Below are 19655 nucleotides of genomic sequence, written 5' to 3' on the forward strand. Positions count from 1 at the left end.
CACCTAATCCGAACTTCTTTTCAAGAAATCTGCGGCCGCGGCGATATAATTCCGTCACAATAAGGAGTATGGCGCTGAAGCAGCCCCGGCATCCGGAATCGCCGGGGGAGACGGCAGCCCGACGGTTGTCCTGGCGGATTGTGGGCTTCGTCACTCGGGAGCTGACCATGCCCGGGGCGTCGAGGTCCGCGGCGGGCAGTATTGAGTGTCTCATCGCCGGGTAGTAGCGTGACAGGAAATGTCAAAGCGCATTACACGCATTCGGGAGCGATCATGTCACAGGTGACACGTCGGATGGTTGCCTTCACGGCGGCCTTGGCCTTAAGCATGACGGGCGGCGCTGCCGCCAGCCCCGCGTTCGCAGATCCACGGGAGACCGTCAAGACCTCGACCGCCACCGGGTACGGCGGCGCTGTGAGCACCGTGGACCCGGAGGCATCCGCCGCAGCCATCGAGGTTCTCCGCAAGGGCGGCAACGCGGCTGACGCCGCCGTCGCCGCAGCAGCGACCCTCGGTGTGACCGAGCCGTACAGCGCCGGGATAGGCGGGGGAGGCTACTTCGTGTACTTCGACGCGGAGACCGGCGAAGTGGGCACGATCGACGGCCGCGAGACGGCACCGGCCGGCATCACTGATGACGCGTTTATCGACAAAGCGACGAAAAAGCCCTACCGCTTCACGCCCGAACTCGTCACGAGTGGCGTCGCCGTCGGCGTTCCCGGAACGCCAGCGACGTGGGAGCGTGCCCTCGACCGGTGGGGCTCCGTCAGCCTCGGCGATGCCCTCAGACCGGCCATCAAGGTCGCGACCCGCGGCTTCGTGGTCGACGACACCTTCCGCCAACAGACCCTCGACAACAAGGCCCGCTTCGAGGCGTTCACCTCGACCAGCAGCCTCTTCCTCCCGGGCGGGGACGCCCCCGCCGTCGGCAGCGTCTTCCAGAACCATGACCTCGCCGCAACGTACCGGCTCCTCGCGAAGAAGGGCACAGACGGCTTCTACAGCGGTCCGCTCGCGGCGGAAATCGCGGCCACCGTCCAGGCTCCGCCCAAGACCGCCGACACGGAGCTGCCCGTCCCGGTGGGCTCCATGACGATGGCGGACCTCGCGGCCTACCGTGCCCTGGATCAGGAGCCCACAACAGTGGAGTACCGCGATCTGGATGTGTACGGCATGGCACCGTCGAGCAGCGGCGGCACCACCACGGGCGAGGCGCTGAACATCCTGGACACATTCGAACTGTCCGGGATGTCCGCTCCCGGCGCGCTGCACCACTACCTCGAGGCGAGCGCGATTGCCTTCGCCGACCGGGGCAGTTACGTGGGAGACCCGGCGTTTGGCGACGTTCCCACCGCCGCGCTCACCGACCCGCTGTTCGGCAAGGAGCGCGCCTGCCAGATCGACCCGCGGAACGCCGCTGCCAAACCCGTCCTGCCGGGGGACGTCTCCTCGTACGACGGCGCGTGCCCGGCTACCGCCGCTGCGCCCGTCAATGAGAAGGACACCGAGAACATCTCCACGACCAACCTGACGGTCGCGGACAGGTGGGGCAACGTGGCCGAGTACACGCTCACGATCGAGCAGACCGGCGGGTCCGGGATCGTGGTCCCCGGCCGCGGGTTCCTGCTCAACAACGAGCTGACGGATTTTTCGACCGTCTACAACGAGACCGACCCGAACCGGATCGAGCCGGGCAAGCGCCCGCGCTCTTCCATGTCGCCCACGCTCGTCCTTAAGGAGGGCCAGCCGTTCCTCGCGCTCGGCTCGCCCGGTGGATCGACCATCATCACAACCGTGCTGCAGACAATCCTGAATCGGGTGGATCTGGGAATGACCATCTCGGAGGCCATCGCTGCGCCCCGCGCTTCGCAACGGAACACGGTTAGCGTCACGGCCGAGCCGGAATTCATCGGGGTGCACGGCCAAGAGCTCACGCCCTACGGCCATCAGTTCACGCCGTCGGGGGACGCATTCACCTCGGCAGCAGAAATTGGTGCCGCAACCGCCATCGAGTTCCTGCCCGACGGCCGCATGGTTGCAGCGGCCGAGCCGGTGAGGCGCGGCGGCGGTTCGGCGATGGTCCTCAAAGCGTCGCCGAAGCGATGAAGCGAGCCGGAGTGGCTCGCGTGCCGGACCCACCAGGCCCGGGGGAGCGCCCTATCTCGTGGTGCTGCATCCATGCAGGCATTGGGGCTCACCGCAAATTCACAGAGAAGGGACTCGATGAAATCCAACGAATTGCTGCTCGACGCCTTCGCCCGGATCCGCGAGACCGTGGCCGCCACTCTCGAAGGGGCCGACGACGAGGTCCTGCATCGCCGACCTTCGGGGAACGGTAACTCGGTTGCGTGGCTGATCTGGCACCTCAGCCGGGTCGAGGACGCACAGCTGGCCTCCGCCGCCGGCCTGGAACAGGTCTGGACCTCGCAGGGGTTCAGCGGCCGTTTCGAGCTGCCGCTGTCCGGGCGCGACACCGGCTACGGCCATTCCAGCAGCCAGGTCGACGCCGTGAAGGCACCGCCGGAGCTCTTGCTCGATTACTACGACGCCGTTCACTGGCAGACAGTGGGGTTCCTGGCCGGGCTCGGCGATACGGACTTCGACCGCATCGTCGACACGCGCTGGGATCCGCCCGTCACCCTGGGTGTGCGGCTGGTCAGCACGATTGCCGATTGTCTCCAGCACGCCGGGCAGGCCGCGTATGCCAAGGGCCTAAACCCCGCGCCAGCCGCCTAGGAACCGTTGGTGCTGGTGGTGCCGGGGTACGCGTCACTGGCCGCGGCGATCAGCCGATCGAAACTCGCGGTTCCGATTTCTGGAGGGACCACGGTGAAGACTGCAAACCATTTCTCCGGGGCTCCCGTCTGCACCGATGCAACCCGTTCCACGTGCAGGTTCAGCCCGGGCACCCCGTCGACGAGGAGCGACAGACGCTCGCCGCTCTTGACCAGACGCCGGAATTCCTTGACCGACAGTTGTTCCCCAGGGGTTCCCGTTACCTCGGCGATCGTATCGTTTACCCTTTTTGTCAGCCCCGTCATGAAGGACCTTCGACGCGAGACCGAGGGACTCGTCAGTACCGCCGCGACGATGACCGTGAACAACACAACGGCCCCGAAACTCCTCAGGCCGTGGATGAAAATCATCAGGATGAGGCAGAGGATCAAAGCGAAGACGCTGAACATGACGAACCGGACCGGAGGATCCTCGCCGGGTTTCTTGGACCAACGGACCAGCGCGACAGTGCTCTGCCGGGACTGATCGGGCCGTGCATTGTCCATGATTAGTACCCCTTCACTTCCAACAGCGCTTCCGCCAAGATGACCGCCTTGCGTGCTTCCTTGAGATCGTTCAGCAGACCCCGGTCGGGCAGGGCCGAGGAGGGCGCGGTTGGACCCGCCAGGGCGGAAAAGACAGCGCTGAGTTTTTCGCGGTCCTCTGAAAGCAGCCGGGACGAACTCAGTTTGACCCGGCTCAGTTCCAGTTCCAGCAGGGACTTGTCGATTGCCTCGCGACGGCCCTGCATCACCGATAGCTTGTTCCTGATGCGCTGGGCACGGTCCCGGAACATCGCTTCCATGTTGACCGCCACGTCGTGGAGTTCACCCAGCGCGGAGTATGACTGCCGCGACCCGGAGTGCCGGGCGAGTTCCCCGCTGACGTGGAGCCGCCGTCGTTCCCAACTCGTGACGGCCGATTCGTAGGGGCCAAGGAGCAATGAGACGGCCGCCAGTGCCTTCTCCAGTGACGCCGCCCGCGTGCTCAGGGAAGTTGTGGCAGCGTCCAGCCTGGCCAGGAAGGCGTCGTAGTTGTTAGGGCCCGGGGGTGTGTCGGCCTTCATGAGCGACTCGCACGCCGTGGGGCCGCGCCGTCCAGGCAATCCCGCCTATGACGGCGGGAATTCCGTCGTCGACATCCGCCCCCAACTCTCATGGCAAGAGACTAGAGGCTCCGGGCGCGTTGTCATAGGGTCTATGGTTCGACTTTGCCGGGAACCCCAGGAGCGTCGGCCGCGATTGCGCGGACCTTGACACCAACTTTCTCGGTCGTCGAGACTGAAAGATCCAGGCTGTCCCGAAGCTAGGGATTGGAAAGACAATGACCAGTACAGGCTCGTTCGTGGTTGTGGTTGGTTTTGACGGTTCCAAGAATTCACAGACTGCACTGAGGTGGGCCATAGACGAGGCCCGGCAGCGCAACGGCGAGGTCCGTCTGGTCACGGCCTGGAGCAATCCGCCGCTGTCCTGGTTTCCGGCAGTACTCGAAACGGCCGCCGGTGAAATCGCGGCGGAGGGATCCCCGCAACAAAGCGCAGAGGCGCTCCAGGCTGACGCCCTCAAATCCGCTGAAAGCGAGGGGGTGGCAGCCACCGGGCACGTCGTTCACAGTGATTCGCCGGCGTCAGCAATCGTGGACGCCGCCAAGGACGCGGATCTCGTCGTCGTAGGCGCCCGCGGGCACGGCGGATTTCCCGGCCTGCACCTGGGATCGGCGGCCACCCAGATCATCACCCATGCACCCTGCCCCGTCCTCGTCGTCCGGCCGAAGGCCTCATAGGGCGCAGGCAGCCGGCGCAACCCTGGTTTGGCCCGGTTAATTGGCCGCCGGGAACTCTTCCGCAACCCGTTGTAAGCGCGCGCGGGGAGGGCCTACGATGTGGCCACGGCCCCACTCCGGGGACCAACTCCGGGACCTGATGACGGAGAATGCCGGGCGACCTTCGGATGCCCGAGCCCCGGCCATCATGCGACCGGAAACACGGGAAGACGGAAAAGACCATGACCAAGTATCTGTTCGAAGCGAACTACGTCGGCGAGGGCATTAAAGGCCTCATGCGCGAGGGGGGAACGAAGCGCCGTGGTGCGCTCGTCGACGCCCTCAAATCTGTCGGCGGCTCCCTCGAAAGTTTCTACTACGCATTCGGGGAGACCGATGTGCTCGGGATCTTCGAGGTCCCGGAGCCCGCCGACGCCGCGGCGCTCTCGCTCATGATCAATTCGACGGGATCCGTGAATGTGCGGCTGAAACCGCTCATGACGCCAGAGGATCTTGACGCAGCGGCAAAGAAAACACCGAGCTACCGGGCACCCGGGCAGTAGGGCACCGAGCCCAGCCGACAGCTTCCGGGTCCGGGCGTGGTCCATGAAGCCACGCTATCGTGCACCTGCGACAATTCCCGGCGCCGCTGAATGCGGGAGAATGTCCCCATGAGCGATGCCGGCGATTTCATAGATCTTGCGCTTCAGCGTGAGTCGTCGTGGAGCCGATCGGAGGAGTCCGAAGCACGTCACGGCGGCGGCCACCGGTATTACGGCGCGTCCGTCGGAGCCGTGCGCGGAACGGTCCGGGATGCCCTCCGCCGCCAGCCGGGGCTGACGCACGATGACGTCACCGCCCTCAGCTCCGAGCTGTGGCAGGTGCCCGTCTACGAACGCCGCCTCGCCGCCGTCGTGCTCCTGCAATCCAGCGTCAGCCTGCTGACGAACACGGACCTGACCCGGATCGAGGGCTTTGTGCGGAGTGCACGGCTGGCCGCCCTCGTCGATCCGCTTGCCATCGACGTTGTTGGTCCCCTCATCGAGGGACTCGACGTCGTCGGCAGGGTGCGCGCGGACAGTGTCCTGGACCGCTGGGCGCGGGATCCTGACGGCTGGCTGCGCCGGGCTGCCCTGCTGTCCCCGCTCCGAGCGTTCCGGGCCGGCGCGGGGGACTGGCCCCGGTTCGTGCGCCATGCCCGTCTGGTGCTGCCGCCGCCGCCCCAGCGGCATCACGAGGACGACGACGGTGCGATCGCCGCCGCGGCGGTCTCGCTGGTGCTCGCCGAGACGGCCAGGCACCGTCCGGACCTGGATTTCTGACCCGGCGAACACGACACTAAGCCAGATCAGTCTACGAAGGTGCGATCAACCCGTCGGCCCAGTCCTGGGTCAAGCGCACGGCCGCGCCTCATTAGGGTTGTGACCCAAGCCCAGCGGAGAGCCGATGCTTGCCAGGCATGTTTAGGGCAGACTGGTGGCGTGAGCGGAGTCCCGTGGGTGTTGCACGTCGATCTCGACCAGTTCATCGCGGCGGTCGAAGTGCTCCGGCGCCCGGAGCTCGCCGGCAGGCCGATCATTGTCGGCGGTCGGGGCGACCCCACGGAACGAGCTGTGGTGTCGACCGCATCCTACGAAGCCAGGGCGTTCGGCGTGGGTTCCGGAATGCCCTTACGCATTGCGGCCCGGAAAGTACCCGACGCTGTGATCCTGCCCGTTGATCACGAGGCTTATCTCGCGGCGTCGGAAACGGTAATGGCTACCCTGCGCGCGCAGCCCGGCGCCACTGTGCAGGTGCTGGGTTGGGATGAAGCCTTTGTAGGCATTGAGACTGCGAATCCGGAAGCCTACGCCCGGCAGGTGCAGGCCGCTGTCCTGGAGCGAACTCAGCTGCATTGCAGCGTGGGCATCGGCGACACCCTGGTCCGGGCCAAGGTCGCCACCGGTTTCGGCAAGCCGGCCGGCGTCTTCCGTCTCACTGCCGGTAACTGGCTCGATGTCATGGGCAGTCGGCCCACCATGGACCTGTGGGGCATCGGAACCAAAGTGTCGGGCCGGCTGGCTAAACTCGGCATCATCACCGTCGCCGAGCTCGCCGCGTCCGACCCCCAAGACCTGGTCCCGGAGTTCGGCCCCAGGATGGGTCCTTGGTACGCGGAGCTCGGACGCGGGGACGGCTCCAGTGTTGTGGACGACACCCCGTGGGTTGCCCGCGGGCATAGCAGGGAGACCACCTTCCAGCGGGATCTGACCGAGACCGCTCAGGTGGACGACGCGGTAAGGGAGCTGACAGCGCGTGTCCTCGAGGATGTTGTCGCCGAAGGACGGCCCGTGGTCGGGCTGACCCTCAAGGTTCGGTACGCGCCGTTCTTCACCAAGACCCACGCGAAGAAGATTCCCGAGACATTCGACCGGAATGAAATCCTCGCGCGGGCCCTGGACCTCGCAGCCGGAATTGAAGCGGGCCGTCCGATCCGACTCCTAGGCCTGCGGGCCGAAATGGCAATGCCCGACGATGCCCGAAAGGGACATACGCCCACGCGCGGCGGTTGGTGACGGCGTCGCTCGCCTGCTACGTCGCCTCCGTCGTGATTGGGGACCCCCGCTGGACGGTCCGCGCCCGGGGGGGAAACGTCCAGACGAAACAGCTCGTAAACGACGTGCTCGGCCGGGGCTGATAGAAGGGCGGTGATACGTGCTTCGGGGGTCCGTGGCCATCGCCACCAACGAATCCCTCTCCGGTTGGACCAAATTAGGAGAACACGGCGATGCCGTAGACCGCGAAGACCACGAGATGGGCTGCACCGTGCATGGCCGTGACCTTCTTGGAAGCGAGCGTTGTCACCGACAGCATCAACGTGACGCCGAGGAGCAGCAGGTTGACCGGGGACTCGCCGAGCACAACGGCCTGACCGGTGAGGGCGCCGATGATGAGGACCGCGGGAATGGTCAGGCCGACCGTGGAGACGAGGGCGCCATGACATAGATTGCTGACGCGCTGAATCTCGCCCTGCAGCGCTGCGCGCACTGAGGTGATCGACTCGGGCAGGAACACAATCATGGCGATCAGAATGCCGGAAAGCGCCACCGGCGCACCGACGCGGTCGAGTCCGTCGTCCAGGAGCGTGGCCATGTCGTGCGAGAGCAGCACGATGGGCAGCACCGTCACGATGAGAAACGCGATCCGCAGCAACACCTCGGTCCGGTGTTCGGCGATGACCTGGGTGATGCTGCTTTGCTTGGCGGCCTGGCTGTCAGGTAGGTCCCGGCCGGCGGCGAAGCGCGGATCGACCTCCCGGAAGTCGCCGGCCTGCCTGCCCATCTGCCGGTAGAGGAAGAAGGCATAGAGGGCGAGGGTCAGCACGATGATGGGGACCACCTGCCCCGACGTGTAGGAGCCATCCCGCCCGATCAGGGCCGGCAGGGCGAAAGCCAACGAGACCAGAACAACGAGCATGGCGAGATACGAGGACGTGCCGGTGCGGTTGTGGCCCAGATTGCCGTGCTTGATCGCTCCGACGAGCACAGAGAGCCCGATCACCGCATTAAGAATAATCATCGATACGGCCATCACCGAGTCCCGGGCGATGGTCGTGTGTTCCCCGGGACCGAGCATGACGGCGGAAATGAGCACCACCTCGATCAGCACAATGGAGAGTGTGAGGACCAGGGAGCCGTAGGGATCACCCAGCCGGCGGGCGAGATGTTCGGCCTCATGGACCACCCCGAAGGCGCAGACCAGAACGACCCCGACGATGAGCACGAGTGCAGTAATCAGTAGCCAGGTAGGAACGGGTGCCTCAAGCAGGGGCCCGGCAACCACCAACCCGACGACGGCACCCCAACCGACCACGAGCCGCGAGATGGCGACGGGCGAGAAAATGGATCCTGCAGTAGAGGAAACCACGGGTTGAACCCCATTCCACGGGGCCGTCCCCGTGTCTATCGAAACGAACGGGCCGTCCCGTCCGACGCGCTGGTGTCACACTCTGCGGATCATGCTACTGCAGGGCCGCCACGACCCCCGGGCGGACCCGCAAAATACAGGCATGGAAATCAACGAACCCAGCACCGTCGCCGAGCACATCACTCCACCGCCAGGCAGCGTCCTTTATCGGAACGACTCGCTGCGAGTTTGGCTGCGCCCGGACCTAGAGCCGGACATGGCTCGCAGGGACGATTCAGCTCCGCCTTCTGCCGATCGGGCCCACGCCACTCCGGATGGGCCCGTTCAACGAGTCGAGCTCAGCAGCGACAACACTGGAGACGAACCGGTCCGGTGACAAGGCACGCACGATGCATACAATGCTCCTATTTGTCAGGGCGCTCCCGGGGTGGGCGCAATGAACCTTGACCGTTCCGGGAGTATTCCCCGTCATCAAAGTTGAAACTCCAGTCTGAGTCATTTTCTTCCTCATTCTTGGTCGCTCGGAACAAGGACAGGCTATGGGGAAAAGCGGCCTCATGCGCCGGGTACACAGCACCGAAACAGGGCAAGGAACCCGGGTGCGGCGGCGAAATAGGAGCTTGCCGGATCGGGCACTGTGACACACAGCCGTGGCCGTTCCAATAATTCTTCCGCGATCTCCATTGGCGTCATCAAATGACGTCTGCAACAAAGTCAAAATACCGCGTAGATACGGAATCAGAGGTTTACCCGGGCCCCTGCCGGAATGGGATGGGCCTAGCTTCCCGGCCGGCGTTCCACCACGGCATAGGCCTTTTCATCGAAGAACTCCCAGTCGGTAATCACCATAAAGCCGAGGGCGTCCACGCGGTCGTTCAGGACATGCACATCGAACCCTCCGTCGCGGGGCTCGGCGTCCCAGGTGGAGACGCGGACCTCACCGTTTTCCAGCACCAGCAGTTCGGTGTTGACATTGAAGTCCTCCGGCGGCTGACTGCTCAGCTGGCAGATGGCGACACAGTGCCTGGCGACATCGGGACTTTTCATTTCGAGCCTCCGCTTCGGGGAACGGTGATGGCATCATCCTATGCCTGGGGCCGGTTCCGACGGGGTTCATAGCACGCCGGTAAGCACAGCCCAACCGGAGCTCGATGTGACACTCCGTAATCATTCCGTTACCGTTGTTAGGTGCCTGTTGTTTCCGAGACGGGCTCTCCCCAGCCGATTGCCTAACTCTGCCGCGGCCCGGGGGTAACTCGCAGCAACGTCCGGCAGAGACGGGGAAACCAATTTTGACCCGCTGTTCTCCAGGGGTCTTGGGGTGAAGCCGCACGGCCCGTCATGATCGGGCCAGCGTGCGGCCGGGTGCCTCCCATCCGAATCCGACAGCTCACCTCGCAGGCATTGGGAGAGGCTTCTTAAATGACTTTCAGCAATACCCGTGCGCCCAAACGCGCCGATCTTCGCAGCAAACGCCGCACCGCCGGCACCATTGGCCGCCAGGCCGCAGTGCTTGTAGCCGCTTCCGGAATGGTGCTCAGCAGCGCCATGGCCGCGAATGCAGCCGATGCACCGACCGAGCGGGACTCCGCTCCTGCGTCGGCCGTTGACGTCAAGGGCCAGGTCTCCGCGCCGGTTCTGGCGGACTCGACCGTCCAGATCACTTTCGAGCGTCCGGCTGTTGAGACCACACCGGCGCCCGTCGTCGAGGCGCCCAAGCCCGTGGCCGCTCCGAAAGCCCCGGCAGCACCGGCACCCGCCCCGGCCGCCGCCCCCGCCCCCGCCAAGGCAGCCGTGAACGTCCAGGCCGCACCCGCCGCTGCCCCCGCCGCTGCCCCGGCAGCCGGAGGAGCCAATGCCACCATGCTGGCCGTAGCATACGGCCAGATCGGCATCACGCAGGACTGCACCGCGGTAGTGGAGAAGGCCCTGAATGCTGCCGGAATCCCGGTGGGCAACATCGGCCCGCAGGCCTTCCTGAAGTACGGCAAGGTCGTCGCCTCCCCCCTGCCCGGCGACATCATCGTCCAGTCCGGCCACGTCGCCATCTACGCAGGCAACGGCCAGGCGATCAGCGGCGGCATGAACGGCGTCAACGCCACCATGACGCACCCGCTCTCCTGGCTGACCGCCACCGGCTCCGTGACGTTCGTCCGCGCCGGCTAGCAGCACCGCCAGCAGCACATCGAAGGCCGGTCGATCGGTTGCCTTGGGGGCAGCAGATCACCGGCCTTCTGCGTGCCCGGCGTCCGGCTCCACTGAATACCGCAGCAGTACCACGCCGTTACCGAACGTGCGGCTCTCCTGCAGCCGGAGCGGAGTCACCGCATCCGTCTCCTGGAACAGGGCCTTGCCCCGTCCGATCAGGACCGGGTGCACATAGATCCGGTACTCATCGATCAGCCCGAGCCGCCGGAACGACCCCGCCAGATCGGCGCCGCCGAGCGCCAGATCGCCGCCGGGCTGTTCCTTGAGCCTGGCCACCTCTTCCGCGACCACGTCGTGCACCACCTCGGTATCCCAGCCGGCCGACGTCAGGGTCCTGGAATAGACAATTTTGGGAATGTCCCGCCAGATCCCCGCGAACTCGACCATCGGGGCAGGGCTTGAGGGGTCTTGGTCTGCCGTCGGCCAGAAATCGGCCATCAGCTCATAGGTGATGCGGCCGTCCAGGAAAGCGCCCATAGTCCGGAGCTCGTCGTTGAAATGTCGGTGCAGTTCATCATCGACCAGATGCCAGCTCAGATCCTGCTCCGGACCCTCAAAGAATCCGTCAAGGGATACCTGCATCATAAAGATGACCTTGCGCATGACGGGCTCCTTCTGTTCGCTGCCGACTGGGGTTCCAGCGTACGCCGCACCCTTCAGCCGCGGCAGGGGAACCGGACCGCGCCGGCCGCGGCCCCCGGGATTAGACTGGAGGAGTTGCCTTTCACGGTGGCTCCGCTGCACGGCGTGCTGCGGGAACTCCGGTTCCAGCATTGGGAGCCGGCCGGCTGATCCCGGGCCCGCAGGTGTGGCCACTTGCGCTCGGGTCCCACCGGTAGAAGAATGCAGGAAATTTGAAGCCGCGCCCGCGGTTCTTTACTTTCGGAGGAAAAGCATGCCCACGAGCTTGCCTGAGGCGTCAGCCGACGTCGCGCCCCCGTTGATGTTCCGGGGTTGAGACCGGTGGAATCCTGGGGACCCGGCCGGCACTACAGCAGCGGCCGGCACACACAAGAGTCCGCCCGTGGGGCCGGGCCACGCCTGCTGCGGTTCACAGGCGGGATCCGCCCGCAGTTCCTGGTTGCACTGGTGACCGTCCTCGGCCTGATCACGGCCGGGGCTGTTTACGGCACCATGCAGGCCAGGGGACCGGTCGACGCCGGGGCTGCGCCGGTTGCGTCGGTGTCCGCCTCAGCTGGTGCCGCCGACCCGCTGTCCGCCGCCGGCGGCTCAACGCCGTCGGCAGAACCCCCGACGCCGACACCCGCCGTCGTCACGCCCCCCGCTCCCGCCATCGGGCCGGAACTGGACGCAGAAATCAACGCCGTGATCGCGGCCAACAGCGGCTACCAGGTGGGCGTGGCCCTGATCGATGTGGCTGACGGAACGGTGCACGAATACGGGGACAAGACCAAGTTCGTGGCCGCCAGCACCGGGAAGATCCTCGCCGCCGCCGCCTACTACCATCTGGTGGAAACCGGCAAGGCCTCGCTGGGGACCCCGATGGGGGCATCCACCGCCGGCCAGCAGATCCGGCAAATGGTCCAGCAAAGCAACAACGATTCATGGGCGTTGATCCTCGCCGCCGTGGGCCACAGGGGACTGATCAACTATGCAGCCTCGATGGGCATTCCCTACGACCGGACCGTGAACACCCTGACAGCCGCAGAGATGGCAACGATTCTGTCCGAGCTATACAGCGGCCGGCTGCTGAACCCCGCCAACACAGCCCAACTACTGTCCCTCATGCAGCAGACCAACTACGAAACGCTGATCCCGGCCGCCGCACCTGCGGGGGTCAGCGTCTTCCACAAGTACGGGCTGCTCAACGGGAACCTGCACGACGCGAGCATCCTGGTGCGGGGGGAGCGGGCGTATGTGTTTGTCGTCTACACGCTGGGCCGGGACGCCGAGGCTACCCGGGCCCGCGTCTTCCACGAACTCACCAGCACAGTCGCCGCCCGACTCTTCTGACGAAAGCGGCCGTTCCCCCAAAGAACCCACAACCGTACGCTGGAGAAGGGAGGTGAATGCCATGAAAGCAGCCCAGGGAGACCGCATCATCATCCGTGGCACCACGGTCGAGTCGTCCGACCGGCACGGCGAAATCCTGGAGGTCAAGGGGGCCGACGGGGCCCCGCCGTATCACGTCAGATTTGACGACGGCCATGAGACCATCCTGTTCCCCGGCGGCGATTTCGTCGTCGAAAGCAGCAAGGGCGCCTGACCGCGGCTAGAAACTCGATGAACTGCCGGAGCCGGAGAAGCTACCGCCGCTGCTGCCGTAGCCGGTGGTGCTGCCGCCCCCGCCGCCGCGGGCGCTGCTGACACTGCTGACCCCGCTGGTGAAGCCAGAGTTGAACGTCGGCACGGAGAGGAAGTAATACGAGGGGTACACCGTGCCCAGAATGCTGGGTTCGTACGTGCGCCCGTATTTTGCCTTGCTTCCGGCCTGTGCGTCCTCCATCTCCTGCTGCATGAGCCGGGCTTCCTTCTCGTTCTTGGTGAAGCCGGCAATCACGGTATCGGCATGGTTCTTGAGCAGCTCGGAGAGGTGCGTGCGCGCGTCCCGCAGCCGGTCCAGGGCCGTCTCGGGCGTGATTGTTCCGTCCGAGAGCTCCGCGGTCCACCGTTCGATTTCCCGGTGGTTTTCATCGCGGAAGGAGCGCAGGGCGGCGGCCGTCGCGGAGTCGCCCTCGGCGTTGCGCTTGCTGAGCATCTGTTCGATCGCGGCCAGGTCGGCGCGGAAGGGCGCCAGCTGCCGGTCCCAGGCGGGGGCCCAAGCTGAGCCGCGGTTAAGTAGGGCGTTGGTGTCGGCGATAACGTCGTCGAGGGCATCGAGTTCCGCCGCGGCGTCGGCGTAGCTGCGGACCAGCTTCAGGTTCGGCCGCCTGCTGAGGTCCTTGGGCGACAGGGCATGGACCTGGTTGGCGAGGCCGGTGGCGGTGTTGTACTTGGTCATGAAGGTCCGGTGCTTCTCGAGGACCGTGCTGCCGTAGCGGGAGGCCTCCGGGATGGTGCCGGCGTTGAGGTCCGTGACCTGTAGGTCCAAGCTGACGTTGGAGTAGCTGACGTCGCCGCGGGCCAGTTCCTTGCGGCTATCCACCCGGGTCCGCCAGCGCACGATCAGCCACGTGCCGGCGCCCGCCACGGCGGCCGCAATACTGGTCCACGCCACGACGAGGAAGGCCGTGGAGCGGTACCAGGGCTGATTGATCAGTTCGGCGCCGCGCTGGATTCCGGCGACGGTGCCGTCCGTCCACTGGGCGTCGCGAAGAAGGTCCTTGGATGCGTCCTGGATGTCCTCGCGCTGTCCGGGCGAGACTTTCCGGTCTTCACCCATGTAGGTCCCCACGTGCCGGCCCACCGGGTCCAGGGCGAAGATAAAGAGTCCGTTCGCCCACTTTTGTCCGTCCTCGCTGATCCACTCCGGATGTTCGGAGCGGGCAAACCGCAGCACCTCCTCGTTGAGGTTGTCCGACGCCGAACCGTTGTAGGTGTAGACGGCCACCTTGGTGGGCTGGTAGAAATCGATCGCCTGCACCGCCGGCAGGAGGGTGTTCCGGTCCAGCACACCGGCGCGGTCCTCCACGACGATGTCCACCGGCGTGACTGCCTGCGCCGCCGGCCCGGTTCCGACCAGCCCGATCATCACCAGAGCGAGGAGGCCCAGGACTTTCCGTACGATTCCCATTTCCCGAGCGTAGTGCCTGCCGCGGGCCGCGTCGACGTGCCCGCGCCGAGCGGGGACCTGTCTTTCGGAGGCGGCGCCCGCTAATTGTCAGAGCCGTCCGGAGTCGGCGTCAGTGCAGGTCAGGGCGCCATGGGCCGAAAGACACCATGACGGCGCCCCCAGGTTGCTACATACTGGCGGCATGAGTCCAGAGGCGAAAGAACCGGAGCCGGCTGTGCCCGAACCGGCACACCTCCGGCAGCAGTACCCGCAGCAGAACCGGCCCGGCCGGTGCCGGGAACACCGGCGGGCACGGGGACCGCAGCAGAACCGCGGCGGCCGGACCGCGCCCTGCTCGCTATTCTTGCCGCGGTTTCAGTGATCGTGGTTGTCGCCCTGATTGTTGTGTTCACCCGTGGCGAGCCGGTGCCGGTGGACGAGGCCACCCCCGCCGGGGTGGTCCAGCGGTATGCTGCCGCCGCGATCGCCGGGGACGAGACTGCCGCGGCCGCCTATCTGACGGATGCCGCCAAGAACCGTTGCAGCACCAACATGGAACGGATGCCGGGGGACAACCTCCGCGTCACCCTCGTCTCGACGATCGAGCGGCCAGCCTCGGCGGACGTTAGGGTGCTGATCACCGTCTCCGAGGGCGGCGGGCCGTTCGGAAGTGCCGAGTACCAGATCGAGGACGGCTTTGACCTGGTCAAGACGGGGGACAAATGGCTGATCGACAGGGCTCCCTGGCAGCTGACGGTGTGCCAGAACGCGGCGGTGAAGTGATGGGCGCTGACTCTGCTGTGGGCGGAGCCCAGCGGACCGTGCGCCGCCTCATCACCTACTTGCTGCTCTTCGCCCTCGTGGTGATCGCCGCCGTCGGGCTCAGCGGACTGTTGGGACGACTCCTCGAGGCGGGCACCGTGCTGGCCGCCGGGGACGTGGCCGGGCTGGCGCGTTCGCTGGCCTTCGCCCTGATCGGCGGGCCGCTGGCCGCGCTCCTGTGGTGGGTTGTCTGGCGCCGCCTGGACGACGAGGCGGAGCGGGCGTCCGTCGGCTGGGGCCTGTATGTCACGGGCGCCTACGTGCTTTCCCTGGTGCTGGCGACGAGCAACCTGCTCAGCACCGTGACCACGCTGATCGGCGGCCAGTCGCTGCAGTGGCGCCCGTCCCTGGCCACCGGGCTGGTGTGGGCAGCCGTCTGGGTCTGGCACCGATGGATGTGGCGGCGTCCGGACAAGCGGCCCGTGGACATAGCTGACGCCCCCACGGTCCTCAGCAGCTACATCGGGCTCGTGATAGGGGTCAGCGGCGCCGTCTCAGCCCTGTCGATCCTGCTCGATGCCGCTCTGCGGGGGGCGCTGGCGGCCGCGACGGTGGGCAAGCCCTGGTGGGTGTCCGCGCTGCAGGCCCTCGTCTGGGCCGCGGGCGGCGGGCTGGTCTGGTGGTGGCACTGGAAGCACGACGGCGGCTGGCGGCTGCGCGGTGATCTCGCCAGCGTCGGGCTCATCGCCGTCGGGGTCCTCGGCGCCGGCGTGCTGACCCTTGGCGGTGCCGGGGTCACGGTGTTCGTCCTGCTGCGGCTCGCCTTCGACCGCACCGAGGGGATGGACCAGCTGCTCGAGCCGCTAGCGCCGGCCGTCGCCGCCGCAGCGATCGGGTCACTGGTCTGGGTGTACCACCGCGGGCTGGCCCGCGACAGTTCCGAAGCCCTCCGGCAGGGGAGCCGGCTGGTGACCTCCGGCATCGCCCTGGTGGCCGCCGCCTCCGGGATCGGCGTGATCGTGAACGCCGCCCTGGCCATGGCGGCGAACCCGCTGGCAGGCTCCGGGGCGCGCACCCTCCTGCTCGGGGGCATCAGTTCGCTCCTGGTCGGCGGAGTCGTCTGGTGGCTCACCTGGAAGCCCCTGGAGAGGACCCCGGCGGCGGCGCCCAGTCCTGCCGGCGATACCGGTAACTGGCAGAACGCCCGCCGGATCTACCTGATTGTGGTGTTCGGCCTCAGCGCCGTGGTCGCCGTCATTACCCTGCTGGTCATCGGCTACCGAATGTTCGAGTATGCCCTGGGCGACATCTCGGGCGGCAGCGTGGTAGACAGGATCCGGGCACCGCTCGGTTTGTTGGTGGCCACCGGCCTCGTCGCCGGCTACCACTTCGCGGTGTGGCGCCACGAACGTGCGGTCCTCGCGGCGGCGGGGCCCGCCCGGAAGCGGATGATCGGTCACGTCGTCCTGGTGACCGGCAGCGATCCGGCACCGCTGCACCGGGCCATCGAAGATGTCACCGGGGCCGGGGTGACCATCTGGAGGCGGGCCGACGTCGGGGCCGGTGCCGCTGCCGGCGACGGCCAGCTGGCGGGACGGCTGGCCGGGGAACTCGAGGGTGTTAGCGGAAAACGGGTGCTTGTGACGGTCAGCCCGGACGGCAGGATCGAGGTGATTCCGCTGCTGGGCTGAGGTGCCAAAAGTCGCTGGTCAGGCTGGTCTTGCCGGTGTTGCCGGCTAGCCCCCTTTAGGCCTTAGTCCTGCAGGTCCAGACCGAAGAGCCTCTTGTAGCTCCGCACCGCGTTGGTGACGGTGGGGAAGAAATGGTCCGGGCCGAACCGGCTGCTGACGCCGAACCGGATCAGGCGGTCCTTGATGGGCCCCTTCATCTCGGCGAAGACCAGGCTGATGCCGCGCTTCTCGAGCTCGTCGTCGAGGGCCACGAGGTCATCCAGGGCGGTGGTGTCCAGGCCGGTGATGGCCTCGGAGGCCACGACCACCCACCGGACCGGTTCCGGGGCGTTGGCCACGAGCGTCCGGATGTGTTCGGTGAAGACTTCGCCGTTGGCGAAGAACAGCGGGGCGTCGAAGCGTGCAATCACGAGGCCGGGGACGCGCTGGCCCTCGGGGTGGCGGTTCAGGTCGTGGTACCCGGGCACCTCTCCCACGCTGCCCAGTTCGGTGCGGTAGGGGTCCAGGGCGCGCAGCACAAACGCGATCAGGGACAGCCCGATCGCGACCACGATGCCTTCGAGGACACCCACAAAGGCGACGCCCAGGAAGGTCGCGACCAGCAGCGCGGCCTCGGTCCGGCTTATCCGGAGCAGCCGGAGGAGCGTTTTCACGTCGAGGATCGACGCCGCGGCGACCATCACGACCCCGGCAAGCACGCTGGAGGGAAGGAACGTCGTCAGCCCCGGCGCCAGGATCATGAACAGCAGCACAAGGGCGGCGGCAACGGCTCCGCTGAGGGGGCTCTTGGCGCCGGCCTCGACGGCGATCGGCGTGCGGGATGTGCTGCCGGAGATCGGAAACCCGCCAAAGAGGCCACTGGCCACGTTCGCCACACCGAGCGCCCCCATTTCCTGGTTCCCCTCAACCTGGACACCGCTCCGGGCGGCGAAGCTCTTGGAGAGCACCGAGGTATCGGCAAAGGCGATCAGGGCGATGCCGGCCGCCGGGCCGAGCATGGCGGTGACGTCCTCCATGCTGATGCCGCCGAGGGCGGGAGCCGGCAGGCCCTGGGGCAGGGCCCCCACAGTGGGGAGCGCCGTCGTCAGGTCCAGGGCGGCCGTCAGAGCCGTGGCTGCCACGACGGCGAGCAGCACACCGGGGAGCTTCCACGGCAGGAAGCGGCATCCGACGATGACGGCGATGGTGCCGGCGCCGAACAGCAACGCCAGTGGATTGATGCCGCCCTGGGCCACCGCCTGCGCCGTCCCCGTGGCGCTGTTGACTAGCGACCCGCCCGTGCCCGACATGCCGAGCAGCTTGGGCAGTTGGCTCAGCATGATGACGATGGCGATTCCGTTGAGGTAGCCAACGCGGATGGGCTTGGACAACAGCGCGGTGACGAACCCCAACCTGAAGACCTTGCCGACCAGCAGCATGCCTCCGATCAGCAGGGCCAGAAGGCCGGCGAGGGCCACCGCCTGGTCCGGATCCCTGCCGGCCAGCGGCAGGACGGCGGCGGCGATCATCGGGGCCAGGCTGGAATCCGGGCCGATGATCAGGACCCGGGAGGGCCCGAAGACCGCATAGGCAAGCAGAGGGATGATCGAGGCGTAGAGGCCCGTGACGGCCGGCAGCCCGGCGGCCTCGGCGTACGCCATGCCGGCCGGAATGAGGAACGCGCTGAGGGCGGCGCCGGAGGCCAGATCAGATTTCAGCCAGGGGCGTTCGTAGTCCCGCATCATTCTGAGGCCGGGCGGGAGTTTCATTGCCCTGGCGCCGCGCACCGGGTCCTGGCTACGCGGCAGGGGCCGCGGAGTCGTCGGCCCCCGGCGAGTCCTTGCCGTACTCCGCCGAAATGAGGATGGGGAGGTGGTCCGATGCCCCACGCGGCAGGGTTTCGACACTCTCGATGTTCAGCCCCTGGGAGGTGGCGAAGTCGAAATGGCCGTTGAAGACCTTGTACCGCGTGTACGTCCGCCGGTCACTGAGGGTGAGGTCGTAGCCGGCATCCTTCATCTTGGCCGTGAGGTTCTTGGTGAAGAAGGGGTAGTTGAAGTCGCCCACCATCAGGGACATCAGGCCGCCGCGCATGCTGAGCAGTTCCGCGTGCGCGGCGTGGATCTGGTTCCGCCGCAGCGAGTTCGACGCCGTCAGGGGGGCTGCGTGGAACGACGCAATGACGAGGTCGTGGTCCGTCTCATTGTCGATCACCCGGGTGCCGATCAGCCGCTCGTGCGCGGGGGACAGGACGCGGTCGTGCAGCGATTTCTTCAGCGCGAAGGTCTTCGTCTCGTACGCCGTGAACCGGTCCATGCGGTAGTAAATCGCCAGGCCCAGCCGGTTGCCCTTGGTGGCGTCGGCAAGGTGCAGGTCACCAATGGTGTCCGGGAGGTCGTTCGTGTCGCACTCCTGGAGACACAAGGCATCAATCTCAAAATTGCGGGCCAGATCAACCAGTTCACCGATGGCATGGTGCTTTCGCAGGTTGTAGCTGATGACTCGAATCAGGGGAGCACCTCTTCGGTGGATAGTCGTGGAAAGTCTGATTCCGAGTCTACCCAGTCCAGCCATTCGAGTCGGACCGGCGGCCGCGGGTCCCGGCGGTGACGGTGTACGCGCCGTCCAGCAGGACGGTGCAGTCCTTGCCCCGGATGCCGTCGTCCGCCGCGTTCACGGTCACCTCGCCCGCGGCCAGGACGAGGGAATCAGTGGGTGGATTGGTCTCTACGATTCCCGGCGAGGCTGTGCGGGAACTGTGGCGGGACCAGGGCTGGGATATGAGCTGCGCCTGGTGCGCCTGTGGTGACCGAGGTGGCCGATGGCAAAGTGCCTGGCGGGGTTCGGGCTGCCCCTGGGCCTGCCGCCGGTGCGGAAGCGATAGTGTGTTCTGGGATTAC

The 19655-nt window shown here is 66.5% G+C and carries 20 protein-coding genes and 1 riboswitch; of the genes, 11 read left to right on the forward strand and 9 right to left on the reverse strand.

Annotation, left to right across the window (positions count from 1 at the left end; translation table 11 throughout):
* Positions 1 to 273: 273 nt before the first annotated feature.
* Together ggt and ACZYZ5_RS04540 are read left to right on the forward strand one after the other, a co-directional pair.
* The gene (gene ggt, locus ACZYZ5_RS04535) at positions 274 to 2106 is read left to right on the forward strand and encodes a gamma-glutamyltransferase (RefSeq protein ID WP_463899457.1); all 1833 of its coding nucleotides are present in this window, start codon (positions 274 to 276) and stop codon (positions 2104 to 2106) included.
* A 117-nt stretch (positions 2107 to 2223) separates the two neighbouring features.
* Positions 2224 to 2736 carry a mycothiol transferase gene (locus ACZYZ5_RS04540; protein WP_463899459.1) on the forward strand — a complete coding sequence of 171 codons (513 nt, stop codon included), beginning with the start codon at positions 2224 to 2226 and terminating at the stop codon, positions 2734 to 2736.
* Here the strand turns inward: ACZYZ5_RS04540 and ACZYZ5_RS04545 are convergent.
* The gene (locus ACZYZ5_RS04545) at positions 2733 to 3281 is read right to left on the reverse strand and encodes a PDZ domain-containing protein (protein ID WP_463899461.1); all 549 of its coding nucleotides are present in this window, start codon (positions 3279 to 3281) and stop codon (positions 2733 to 2735) included. The genes ACZYZ5_RS04540 and ACZYZ5_RS04545 overlap by 4 nt on opposite strands.
* A gap of 2 nt (positions 3282 to 3283) precedes the next feature.
* On the reverse strand, positions 3284 to 3841 hold the full coding sequence (locus ACZYZ5_RS04550; RefSeq protein WP_463899463.1) for a hypothetical protein: 558 nt from the start codon (positions 3839 to 3841) through the stop codon (positions 3284 to 3286).
* A 257-nt stretch (positions 3842 to 4098) separates the two neighbouring features.
* Here ACZYZ5_RS04550 and ACZYZ5_RS04555 point away from each other — a divergent pair, with 257 nt between their 5' ends.
* The 4 genes from ACZYZ5_RS04555 (at position 4099) to ACZYZ5_RS04570 (ending at position 7091) form a co-directional block, all read left to right on the forward strand.
* A complete protein-coding gene (locus tag ACZYZ5_RS04555) occupies positions 4099 to 4557 on the forward strand; it encodes a universal stress protein (protein WP_463899465.1) in 459 nt (152 codons plus the stop codon).
* Positions 4558 to 4778: 221 nt separating this feature from the next.
* Entirely contained in the window at positions 4779 to 5099 is a 321-nt protein-coding gene (locus ACZYZ5_RS04560; RefSeq protein WP_463899468.1) for a GYD domain-containing protein, read from the forward strand.
* Between the two features lie 108 nt (positions 5100 to 5207).
* Positions 5208 to 5858 (forward strand): DNA alkylation repair protein, encoded by a 651-nt coding sequence (locus tag ACZYZ5_RS04565; protein ID WP_463899471.1) that lies wholly within the window; start codon positions 5208 to 5210, stop codon positions 5856 to 5858.
* A gap of 159 nt (positions 5859 to 6017) precedes the next feature.
* Complete coding sequence (locus ACZYZ5_RS04570) at positions 6018 to 7091, forward strand: DNA polymerase IV (RefSeq protein WP_463899473.1); 1074 nt, start codon at positions 6018 to 6020, stop codon at positions 7089 to 7091.
* A gap of 196 nt (positions 7092 to 7287) precedes the next feature.
* Here the strand turns inward: ACZYZ5_RS04570 and ACZYZ5_RS04575 are convergent, their stop codons facing one another.
* A complete protein-coding gene (locus ACZYZ5_RS04575) occupies positions 7288 to 8442 on the reverse strand; it encodes a calcium:cation antiporter (protein WP_463899474.1) in 1155 nt (384 codons plus the stop codon).
* A gap of 777 nt (positions 8443 to 9219) precedes the next feature.
* Positions 9220 to 9489: a hypothetical protein gene (locus ACZYZ5_RS04580; protein WP_463899476.1), complete on the reverse strand. Its 270-nt coding sequence runs from the start codon at positions 9487 to 9489 to the stop codon at positions 9220 to 9222.
* A 169-nt stretch (positions 9490 to 9658) separates the two neighbouring features.
* Positions 9659 to 9860, forward strand: a riboswitch (cyclic di-AMP (ydaO/yuaA leader).
* 4 nt (positions 9861 to 9864) lie between these two features.
* On the opposite strand from ACZYZ5_RS04580, the gene ACZYZ5_RS04585 reads away from it, so the two are divergent.
* Positions 9865 to 10608 (forward strand): C40 family peptidase, encoded by a 744-nt coding sequence (locus ACZYZ5_RS04585; protein WP_463899479.1) that lies wholly within the window; start codon positions 9865 to 9867, stop codon positions 10606 to 10608.
* 57 nt (positions 10609 to 10665) lie between these two features.
* Here ACZYZ5_RS04585 and ACZYZ5_RS04590 read toward each other — a convergent pair whose 3' ends face one another.
* On the reverse strand, positions 10666 to 11253 hold the full coding sequence (locus ACZYZ5_RS04590) for a dihydrofolate reductase family protein (protein WP_463899481.1): 588 nt from the start codon (positions 11251 to 11253) through the stop codon (positions 10666 to 10668).
* A gap of 486 nt (positions 11254 to 11739) precedes the next feature.
* On the opposite strand from ACZYZ5_RS04590, the gene ACZYZ5_RS04595 reads away from it, so the two are divergent.
* On the forward strand, positions 11740 to 12624 hold the full coding sequence (locus ACZYZ5_RS04595; protein WP_463899483.1) for a serine hydrolase: 885 nt from the start codon (positions 11740 to 11742) through the stop codon (positions 12622 to 12624).
* Between the two features lie 61 nt (positions 12625 to 12685).
* The gene (locus ACZYZ5_RS04600; protein WP_354350379.1) at positions 12686 to 12877 is read left to right on the forward strand and encodes a DUF1918 domain-containing protein; all 192 of its coding nucleotides are present in this window, start codon (positions 12686 to 12688) and stop codon (positions 12875 to 12877) included.
* A gap of 6 nt (positions 12878 to 12883) precedes the next feature.
* Here ACZYZ5_RS04600 and ACZYZ5_RS04605 read toward each other — a convergent pair whose 3' ends face one another.
* Positions 12884 to 14344, reverse strand: a complete 1461-nt coding sequence (locus tag ACZYZ5_RS04605; protein ID WP_463899485.1) for a DUF5129 domain-containing protein — start codon at positions 14342 to 14344, stop codon at positions 12884 to 12886.
* A 357-nt stretch (positions 14345 to 14701) separates the two neighbouring features.
* On the opposite strand from ACZYZ5_RS04605, the gene ACZYZ5_RS04610 reads away from it, so the two are divergent.
* Both ACZYZ5_RS04610 and ACZYZ5_RS04615 read left to right on the forward strand, forming a co-directional pair.
* Positions 14702 to 15106, forward strand: coding sequence for an LpqB family beta-propeller domain-containing protein (locus tag ACZYZ5_RS04610; protein WP_463899487.1), 405 nt, complete (start codon positions 14702 to 14704; stop codon positions 15104 to 15106).
* The gene (locus ACZYZ5_RS04615) at positions 15046 to 16776 is read left to right on the forward strand and encodes a DUF5671 domain-containing protein (RefSeq protein ID WP_463899488.1); all 1731 of its coding nucleotides are present in this window, start codon (positions 15046 to 15048) and stop codon (positions 16774 to 16776) included. Before ACZYZ5_RS04610 ends, ACZYZ5_RS04615 begins: the two co-directional genes overlap by 61 nt.
* A 62-nt stretch (positions 16777 to 16838) precedes the next feature.
* Here the strand turns inward: ACZYZ5_RS04615 and ACZYZ5_RS04620 are convergent, their stop codons facing one another.
* The 3 genes from ACZYZ5_RS04620 to ACZYZ5_RS04630 are packed head-to-tail and all read right to left on the reverse strand — an operon-like array spanning position 16839 to position 19537.
* Positions 16839 to 18524 carry a SulP family inorganic anion transporter gene (locus ACZYZ5_RS04620; RefSeq protein WP_463899490.1) on the reverse strand — a complete coding sequence of 562 codons (1686 nt, stop codon included), beginning with the start codon at positions 18522 to 18524 and terminating at the stop codon, positions 16839 to 16841.
* 28 nt (positions 18525 to 18552) lie between these two features.
* Positions 18553 to 19263, reverse strand: coding sequence for an endonuclease/exonuclease/phosphatase family protein (locus tag ACZYZ5_RS04625; protein WP_463899704.1), 711 nt, complete (start codon positions 19261 to 19263; stop codon positions 18553 to 18555).
* 49 nt (positions 19264 to 19312) lie between these two features.
* Positions 19313 to 19537 (reverse strand): carbohydrate-binding domain-containing protein, encoded by a 225-nt coding sequence (locus ACZYZ5_RS04630; RefSeq protein ID WP_463899706.1) that lies wholly within the window; start codon positions 19535 to 19537, stop codon positions 19313 to 19315.
* Positions 19538 to 19655: the final 118 nt, after the last annotated feature.

It is taken from the genome of Pseudarthrobacter ribosi, assembly GCF_055412865.1.

What these genes read in the sequence shown, in the direction of transcription:
- ACZYZ5_RS04620 (WP_463899490.1), bottom strand. Translation starts at nt 18,524, where the DNA reads ATGAAACTCCCGCCCGGCCTCAGAATGATGCGGGACTACGAACGCCCC.
- ACZYZ5_RS04560 (WP_463899468.1), top strand. Translation starts at nt 4,779, where the DNA reads ATGACCAAGTATCTGTTCGAAGCGAACTACGTCGGCGAGGGCATTAAA.
- ACZYZ5_RS04590 (WP_463899481.1), bottom strand. Translation starts at nt 11,253, where the DNA reads ATGCGCAAGGTCATCTTTATGATGCAGGTATCCCTTGACGGATTCTTT.
- ACZYZ5_RS04615 (WP_463899488.1), top strand. Translation starts at nt 15,046, where the DNA reads ATGGCTGATCGACAGGGCTCCCTGGCAGCTGACGGTGTGCCAGAACGC.
- ACZYZ5_RS04555 (WP_463899465.1), top strand. Translation starts at nt 4,099, where the DNA reads ATGACCAGTACAGGCTCGTTCGTGGTTGTGGTTGGTTTTGACGGTTCC.
- ACZYZ5_RS04565 (WP_463899471.1), top strand. Translation starts at nt 5,208, where the DNA reads ATGAGCGATGCCGGCGATTTCATAGATCTTGCGCTTCAGCGTGAGTCG.
- ACZYZ5_RS04540 (WP_463899459.1), top strand. Translation starts at nt 2,224, where the DNA reads ATGAAATCCAACGAATTGCTGCTCGACGCCTTCGCCCGGATCCGCGAG.
- ACZYZ5_RS04600 (WP_354350379.1), top strand. Translation starts at nt 12,686, where the DNA reads ATGAAAGCAGCCCAGGGAGACCGCATCATCATCCGTGGCACCACGGTC.
- ACZYZ5_RS04545 (WP_463899461.1), bottom strand. Translation starts at nt 3,281, where the DNA reads ATGGACAATGCACGGCCCGATCAGTCCCGGCAGAGCACTGTCGCGCTG.
- ggt (WP_463899457.1), top strand. Translation starts at nt 274, where the DNA reads ATGTCACAGGTGACACGTCGGATGGTTGCCTTCACGGCGGCCTTGGCC.
- ACZYZ5_RS04585 (WP_463899479.1), top strand. Translation starts at nt 9,865, where the DNA reads ATGACTTTCAGCAATACCCGTGCGCCCAAACGCGCCGATCTTCGCAGC.
- ACZYZ5_RS04605 (WP_463899485.1), bottom strand. Translation starts at nt 14,344, where the DNA reads ATGGGAATCGTACGGAAAGTCCTGGGCCTCCTCGCTCTGGTGATGATC.
- ACZYZ5_RS04550 (WP_463899463.1), bottom strand. Translation starts at nt 3,841, where the DNA reads ATGAAGGCCGACACACCCCCGGGCCCTAACAACTACGACGCCTTCCTG.
- ACZYZ5_RS04580 (WP_463899476.1), bottom strand. Translation starts at nt 9,489, where the DNA reads ATGAAAAGTCCCGATGTCGCCAGGCACTGTGTCGCCATCTGCCAGCTG.